Raw genomic sequence first — 6,695 nt, 5'->3', positions numbered from 1 at the left:
GGAATCCGCCATGAGCTTCCGCCTCCAGCCCAGCCCCCCCGCCCGCCCGAACCGCTGCCAGCTCTTCGGCCCAGGCTCCCGGCCGGCGCTCTTCGAGAAGATGGCGGCCTCGGCGGCGGACGTGATCAACCTCGACCTCGAGGACTCGGTCGCCCCGGACGACAAGCCGGAGGCGCGGCGGAACATCATCCAGGCGATCAACGACATCGACTGGGGCGGCAAGCACCTCTCCGTCCGCATCAACGGGCTCGACACGCCCTGGTGGTACCGCGACGTGGTGGAGGTTCTGGAACAGGCGGGCGACCGGATCGACCAGATCATGATCCCGAAAGTCGGTTGCGCGTCAGACGTTTACGCCGTCGATGCGCTGGTGACAGCGGTGGAGCGGGCGAAGGGCCGGGAAAAGCCCGTGGCGCTCGAGGTCATCATCGAGACGGCCGCCGGCATCGCCCACGTCGAGGAGATCGCCGCGTCGAGCCCCCGGCTCCAGGCGATGAGCCTCGGCGCGGCGGATTTCGCCGCGTCGATGGGCATGCAGACCACCGGCATCGGCGGCACGCAGGAAGACTACTACATGATCCGCGACGGGCAGAAGTACTGGTCCGACCCCTGGCACTGGGCCCAGACGGCCATCGTTGCCGCCTGCCGGACCCATGGCGTCCTGCCGGTTGACGGACCGTTCGGGGATTTCTCCGACGACGCGGGCTTCATCGCCCAGGCGAAACGCTCCGCCACGCTCGGCATGGTCGGCAAGTGGGCGATCCACCCCAGGCAGGTGGCCCTCGCCAACGAGGTCTTCACGCCGTCCGAGGCCAAGGTGACCGAGGCGCGCGAAATCCTCGCGGCGATGGCGAAGGCCAAGGCGGAAGGCGCCGGGGCGGCGGTCTACAAGGGCCGGCTCGTCGACATCGCCTCGATCCGCCAGGCGGAGGTCATCGTGCGCCAGGCCGAGATGATCACGGCGGGCCGGTCCTAAGTCCCGTTACCCCCATGACGGCGCATGTCAGGCCGCGACCGCCTCGCGCGGCCGCGACCTGAGGAATACGAAAATGATAATCCCGAGATTCATCAGGTTCCAGGCGATGCCATTCAGGAAAGCCGCTCGGTAGGAGCCGGTCAGGTCGTAGATCCAGCCCGACATCCAGCCGCCGAGCGCCATGCCGAGGATCGTCGCCATCAGGACAAAGCCGACCCGCGCGCCGGCCTCCCTCGCGGGCAGGTATTCCCGCACGATGAGCGCGTAGGAAGGGACGATCCCGCCCTGGGACAGGCCGAAGACGAGGCTCACCACGTAGAGCGACGTGAGCCCGGCCGAGGGCAGGTAAAGCACGAGCGCCACCGCCTGCAACGCCGAGCCGATCATCAGCGCCTTGAGACCTCCGACCACGTCGGCGACGAAGCCCGAGCCGATCCGCGAGGCCACGCCGGCGAGCAGCATCAAAGACAGCATCTCCGCGCCCACGGCCGGACCGAATCCGAGATCGACGCAATAGGCGACGATGTGGACCTGCGGCATAGCCATCGCCACGCAGCAGCCTACGCCCGCGAGCGCGAGAAGCCATTGCAGCGCGGTGGGCGAAAGGCCCGTCGCGGCGGCACGATCCGCCGCGAGGCGCGTTGACTGGCTTGACATCGCCTCGGGCAACCGGCCGCGCAGCAGGAGTGCCATCGGCACCACCAGGCCGAGCGTCACCGCCGCGAGAAGAACGTAGGCGAAGCGCCAGCCCTGCGTTTCCACGACACCGCTCAGGATCAGCGGCCAGATTGCACCGGAAAAGTAGTTGCCGCTGGCCACGAGCCCCACGGCGATGCCCCGGCGTTTGAGGAACCATTGCGATACGTCGGCGATCAGGGGGCCAAAACTGGCCGCCGATCCGAAACCGAGAGCGGCATGGGCCGCCGAAAGCATCACGACCGAGTCCGAGGCCGCCGACACCATATAGGCCACCGCGTTCAGGCAGGCCGCGCCGATCAGCGCCGCCGCCATCCCCCAGCGATCGACCGCCCGGCCGATCCAGAAATTGCCGACCGCGAACCCGACCATCGTCGCCGTGTAGGGCACCGAGGCGGCCGCCCGGTCTATTCCGAACTCCGACTGGACGTTCGGCAGGATCAGGATGACCGACCAAGTGCCGACATTGCCCACGATCGCGACAAGGAGGCAGATCCCCAGTCGGGTCCAGGATTGACGACTGTCGAGTGCTGCGAATCTCGCCACGGTGGGCGCGACGCTAGTGGGCGACGCACAGCTTGTCCATCGCCGCTCGCGGTTGCAATGGCCCATTCCTGCCGTCATATAGGCGCCTGACAGCGGTCCCTTGACCCACCGCGGGAGAGCGCCATGAACTACCTCGAATTCGAGAAGCCCCTGGCAGAGATCGAAGGCAAGGCGGAAGAACTGCGCGCGCTCGCGCGGAAGAACGAGGGGATGGACGTCACCAAGGAGGCGGCGGCGCTTGACAGGAAGGCGGCAGACCTTCTGCGCGACCTCTACAAGAACCTCGATCCCTGGCGGAAGTGCCAGGTCGCACGCCACCCCGACCGGCCGCATTGCGAGGACTACATCGCCGCGCTCTTCACCGAGTTCACCGCGCTCGCGGGCGACCGCAACTTCGCCGAGGACCATGCGATCATGGGCGGGCTGGCGCGGTTCGGGGACCAGCCGGTGGTGGTGATCGGGCAGGAGAAGGGTTCGGACACCAAGACGCGGATCGAGCGGAACTTCGGCATGGCCCGCCCCGAGGGCTACCGCAAGGCGATCCGGCTGATGGACCTGGCCGACCGGTTCCGCCTGCCCGTGGTAACGCTCGTCGACACGCCCGGCGCCTATCCCGGCAAGGGCGCCGAGGAACGCGGCCAGTCCGAAGCCATCGCGCGATCGACCGAGAAATGCCTGCAGATCGGTGTGCCCCTGATCTCCGTCGTCATCGGCGAGGGCGGCTCGGGCGGGGCCGTGGCGCTGGCGACGGCGAACCGGGTGGCGATGCTGGAGCACTCGATCTACTCGGTGATCACCCCGGAAGGCTGCGCTTCGATCCTGTGGAAGGATGCCGAGCGGATGCGCGAGGCGGCCATGGCGCTGAGGCTGACGGCGCAGGACCTGCTGAAACTCGGGGTCGTCGACCGGATCATCCCCGAACCCGTCGGCGGTGCCCAGCGCAAGCGGGAAGAGGCGCTCCGGGCCGTGGGCAAGGCGATCGGCGAGATGCTGGCGGACCTTTCGGGAAGGAAGCCCGCCGATCTGGTGAAGGAGCGGCGTGAGAAGTTCCTCGCGATGGGGACCAAGGGCCTTGCCGCCTAGGGCCCGCCCTGCCAGTCCCTGACGGCGTCGAGCGGCCAGAGCAGCATCAGGATGTTGAGCGCGAGTCCGTCGCGGATCAGCCATGTCGTCAGCGCCTCGAAGCTGATCACGACGGCGACGCTGACCCAGATCGGCGCCATCCGCGCCAGCCAGAAGCCGCCGATCATCGCGAGGATGTCGACGACCGAGTTGATGACGCTGTCGCCGTAGTAGTCGAGCGAGATCGTGACCGCGCGGTAGCGGTCGATCACCATGTCGGTGTTCTCGATGACCTCCCACGCCGCCTCGACGAAGGTGGCGATCACGAAGCGCCAGTCGACCGCGATGCGCCGCGCAAAGGGCCAGAGGGCGGCGTAGAAGAGGATGCCGTGGATCACGTGTGACGGCGTGTACCAGTCGGTCAGGTGCTGCGAGTTCTCGCTGCTCATCGTCTGCCCATGCCAGAGCTTGACATAGCCGCAGGTGCAGATCGGCACCCGGCCCATCGCCAGCAGCAGAACACCGGCCAGCGTGACCGTCAGGGCGACGAGAAGCCAGGCAAGGCGCGCGCGCGTCATCCGGCGGCCGCGATGTCGAACCCCGCCTCCGCCATCAGCCGGTCGGAGGCGCCTTCGACCTCCGGCTCGATCCGTGCCATGAAGTCCTCGACCGGCAGACCCGCCGGGATGCGCGGCAGGAACTCCACCACCGCGAGTCCGGGTTTGCGCAGGATACCGTGCCTCGGCCAGAAAACGCCGACATTCGTCGCCACCGGCACGCAATCCTGCCCGAGCTGGCTGTAGAGAACGCCGACGCCCACCTTGTAGGGCTTCTTCGCCCCGGCGGCCACGCGCGTGCCCTGCGGGTAGATGATGAGCTGGCCGGGGGCCGCGAGCCCCGCTTTCACGTCGGCGACCATCTTCTTCATCGCCTCGCCGCGGCGGCCGCGATCGACCGGCACGCAGCCGATGCGGGTCGCGTACCAGCCGAGGATCGGCGCCCAGAGAAGCTCCTTCTTCATGATGAACTTCGGCCGCGGCACGACCGAGACGAGGATGATGATGTCGAAGAAGGACTGGTGCTTGGCGGCGATCACGACCTCGTCCGCCGGAACCTCGCCGCGGACCTCGGAACGCAGGCCGACAAGAAGCGCCGCCGAGGCGCGTACCCATCGGCAATAGGCATGGACGGCATCGAAGGCGGCGTCGCGGCGGAAGAGGACGAAGGGAGTCCACCAGAGCGCATAGGCCGCCATAGCCAGATACATCTGGCCGATGAAAAGCAGCGACAGGAGGTATTGCAGCGCCGTTCTCATTGCACCTCTCTCAGCGTCCGGAACGCGGCCGCGCGGGTCGCCCAGAAGGCCACGATAGCGGCGAAGGGCGGGATTGCCAGCGGCCAGAGCCAGCCCGTGCCGGAAAGGCCGAGCCCGGTGAGGAATCCGCCGGCTGCGTCCGCATTGGGCAGAAGCGCCACGGCGACCATGCCGGCGAGGGTCCCCGCCGCGGCGCCGGCGAGGGCGCGGAGCGTGAAGCGGCGGACGAAGGCGCGGGCGATGTAGGCATCCCGCGCGCCGATCAGGCGGAGGACGCGGATCACCTGACCGTTGGCGGCCAGCGCGGCGCGGGCGGCCAGCGTCACCATCGCGGCGGCGACCCCGCCGATGAGGGCGAGCGAGACAAGGCCCAGCGCCCGAAGCCGCCCCGCCGCCTCGACCAAGGGGCGGCGCCAGCGCGCGTGGTCGTCGAACACCGCGCCCGGCACCTCCGCCGCAAGCCGCAGCCGGAGCCCTTCGGCATCGAGGCCCGCCGCATCCTCGCGCAGTTCGACGAGGGCGGGGATGGGAAGGCTCTCGACCGGCAGGTCCGGCCCGAACCAGGGCGCAAGCAGTGCCCGGGTCTCGGCCGGGTCGAGCGCACGGGCCGAGGCGACACCGGGCGTGACCGCGAGGATGTCGAGCACGACCTTCGTTTGCGCCGCCATCTGTTCGGGCGGGGCGGAGATGCGGATCGTGGCCCCGTCCGCGAGCGCCTGCGACCAACGTTCGGCCAGCCGTCCCGTCGCCAGCGAGAGCGTGAGCGCGAAGACGGCGAGGAAGGCCATCGCGGCCGAGGTGAGAAGCGTGAGCCGTGCCGGGGCGCCCGTGGGCGGCACGACCCGGTCGGCCCGCGCATCGCCGGTGAGCCAGGCGAGACGTCGTTTCATCGCGGTCCTCACAGCTCTGCCCCCGCGACCTGCACCTGCCCGCCACGGATCCTGAGTACCCGCGCAGACACCTGCGCCTTGGCCGCGCGGATCAGGTTCATGTCATGGGTGGCGACGAGGATCGCGGTGCCCATCCGGTTCAGTTCCACCAGAAGCGTGAGAAGCCTGAGCGACATCTCCCAGTCAAGGTTGCCGGTGGGCTCGTCGGCCAGGAGCACCTCGGGCGAGGTGATGACGGCGCGGGCGAGCGCGGCCCGCTGGCGTTCGCCCCCCGAGAGCGAAGGCGGCAGGGACGCGGCCTGGCCGGAGAGCCCGACCCAGGCCAGCAACTCGTCGAGTTCGGTCGGGTTGGCGGCCCGGTTCGACACCGTGAGCGGGAGCGCGACATTCTCGGCAAGGGGCAGATGGTCGAGAAACTGGCAGTCCTGATGCACGACACCGATCCGGCGGCGGAGCCGGGCGATGTCGTCGCGGCTCATCCCCGCGATGGTCTGGCCGAAGACCGAGATTCGCCCGGCGACAGGCGAAAGCTCGCCGTAGCAGAGCTTCAGGAAGGTCGATTTGCCCGCCCCCGATGGGCCTGTGAGGAAGTGAAACGAGCCCGGCGGCAGCGACAGTGTCATGTCGGACAGAAGCCGCCCTCCGCCATAGCCATGCGCCACGTCCTGAAACTCGATCAACGCCCCGCCCCCTTTTCCGTCATGGCGAATATGCCATGGCCTGCGCCTGATTTTTCGGTTCCGGCCACAAACGCTTGGACGGAAAGCCTTTGATTGCTACAACATGCCCATAACAAGGACCAGAATTGCCCGAATACAGGTTCGGTGGGTGGTTGAGCAGGTAGGGACACCATGCGTCTGATTTGCCCGAGCTGTGGCGCGCAATACGAAGTGGACGAAAGCGTCATCCCCGACGGCGGGCGCGATGTCCAGTGCTCCAATTGCGGTCACGCCTGGTTTCAGCTTTCGGCGAAGCAGCTGGAGGCCGAGACCGACGAGGCCGAGCGCAGGGCGGCCGCGGAGGACGTGGCCGCGGCCGGTGAGCTCCCGGCGCACCCCGGAGACGAGTCGCCCGCCGACGCGCCGGAAGAGACACCCCCGGAGCCTTCTGGCGCCTGGGCGGAACCGGCCGAGGAACCCGAGGGGTCGGCCGATCAGGCTGGCCCGCCGGAACGGACCCGGCGGACGCTGGACGACGCCGTGCGCAACGT

8 protein-coding genes are annotated in these 6,695 nt (G+C 68.7%); 3 read left to right on the top strand and 5 right to left on the bottom strand.

Annotated features, from left to right (window positions below):
- Nucleotides 1-10: 10 nt before the first annotated feature.
- A complete protein-coding gene (locus F9K34_RS16140; RefSeq protein ID WP_291338145.1) occupies nucleotides 11-976 on the top strand; it encodes an L-malyl-CoA/beta-methylmalyl-CoA lyase in 966 nt (321 codons plus the stop codon).
- A 27-nt stretch (nucleotides 977-1,003) separates the two neighbouring features.
- On the opposite strand, the gene F9K34_RS16135 is transcribed toward F9K34_RS16140, so the two are convergent.
- Nucleotides 1,004-2,218, bottom strand: a complete 1,215-nt coding sequence (locus F9K34_RS16135) for an MFS transporter (RefSeq protein ID WP_291338144.1) — start codon at nucleotides 2,216-2,218, stop codon at nucleotides 1,004-1,006.
- 123 nt (nucleotides 2,219-2,341) lie between these two features.
- On the opposite strand from F9K34_RS16135, the gene F9K34_RS16130 reads away from it, so the two are divergent.
- Nucleotides 2,342-3,301 carry an acetyl-CoA carboxylase carboxyltransferase subunit alpha gene (locus F9K34_RS16130; RefSeq protein ID WP_291338143.1) on the top strand — a complete coding sequence of 320 codons (960 nt, stop codon included), beginning with the start codon at nucleotides 2,342-2,344 and terminating at the stop codon, nucleotides 3,299-3,301.
- Here the strand turns inward: F9K34_RS16130 and F9K34_RS16125 are convergent.
- The 4 genes from F9K34_RS16125 to F9K34_RS16110 are packed head-to-tail and all read right to left on the bottom strand — an operon-like array spanning nucleotide 3,298 to nucleotide 6,165.
- Entirely contained in the window at nucleotides 3,298-3,858 is a 561-nt protein-coding gene (locus F9K34_RS16125; RefSeq protein WP_291338142.1) for a DUF2585 domain-containing protein, read from the bottom strand. The two genes, F9K34_RS16130 and F9K34_RS16125, sit on opposite strands and share 4 nt — an antisense overlap.
- On the bottom strand, nucleotides 3,855-4,595 hold the full coding sequence (locus F9K34_RS16120; RefSeq protein ID WP_291338141.1) for a lysophospholipid acyltransferase family protein: 741 nt from the start codon (nucleotides 4,593-4,595) through the stop codon (nucleotides 3,855-3,857). Before F9K34_RS16120 ends, F9K34_RS16125 begins: the two co-directional genes overlap by 4 nt.
- Entirely contained in the window at nucleotides 4,592-5,485 is an 894-nt protein-coding gene (locus F9K34_RS16115; RefSeq protein WP_291338140.1) for a cell division protein FtsX, read from the bottom strand. The genes F9K34_RS16120 and F9K34_RS16115 overlap by 4 nt, the downstream gene beginning before the upstream one ends.
- 8 nt (nucleotides 5,486-5,493) lie before the next feature.
- Nucleotides 5,494-6,165 carry a cell division ATP-binding protein FtsE gene (locus F9K34_RS16110; protein WP_291338139.1) on the bottom strand — a complete coding sequence of 224 codons (672 nt, stop codon included), beginning with the start codon at nucleotides 6,163-6,165 and terminating at the stop codon, nucleotides 5,494-5,496.
- Nucleotides 6,166-6,336: 171 nt separating this feature from the next.
- Here F9K34_RS16110 and F9K34_RS16105 point away from each other — a divergent pair.
- The coding region (locus tag F9K34_RS16105; RefSeq protein WP_291338138.1) for a zinc-ribbon domain-containing protein at nucleotides 6,337-6,695 on the top strand (359 nt) is incomplete at its 3' end.

Origin of the sequence: Albidovulum sp., from assembly GCF_008933605.1 — a bacterium.
GTDB lineage: Bacteria > Pseudomonadota > Alphaproteobacteria > Rhodobacterales > Rhodobacteraceae > Albidovulum.
The sequence above is the reverse complement of the archived record's forward strand: the minus strand, read 5'-3'. Positions and strand labels throughout refer to the sequence as shown.

What these genes read in the sequence shown, in the direction of transcription:
- F9K34_RS16130 (WP_291338143.1), top strand. Translation starts at nt 2,342, where the DNA reads ATGAACTACCTCGAATTCGAGAAGCCCCTGGCAGAGATCGAAGGCAAG.
- F9K34_RS16120 (WP_291338141.1), bottom strand. Translation starts at nt 4,595, where the DNA reads ATGAGAACGGCGCTGCAATACCTCCTGTCGCTGCTTTTCATCGGCCAG.
- F9K34_RS16115 (WP_291338140.1), bottom strand. Translation starts at nt 5,485, where the DNA reads ATGAAACGACGTCTCGCCTGGCTCACCGGCGATGCGCGGGCCGACCGG.
- F9K34_RS16125 (WP_291338142.1), bottom strand. Translation starts at nt 3,858, where the DNA reads ATGACGCGCGCGCGCCTTGCCTGGCTTCTCGTCGCCCTGACGGTCACG.
- F9K34_RS16140 (WP_291338145.1), top strand. Translation starts at nt 11, where the DNA reads ATGAGCTTCCGCCTCCAGCCCAGCCCCCCCGCCCGCCCGAACCGCTGC.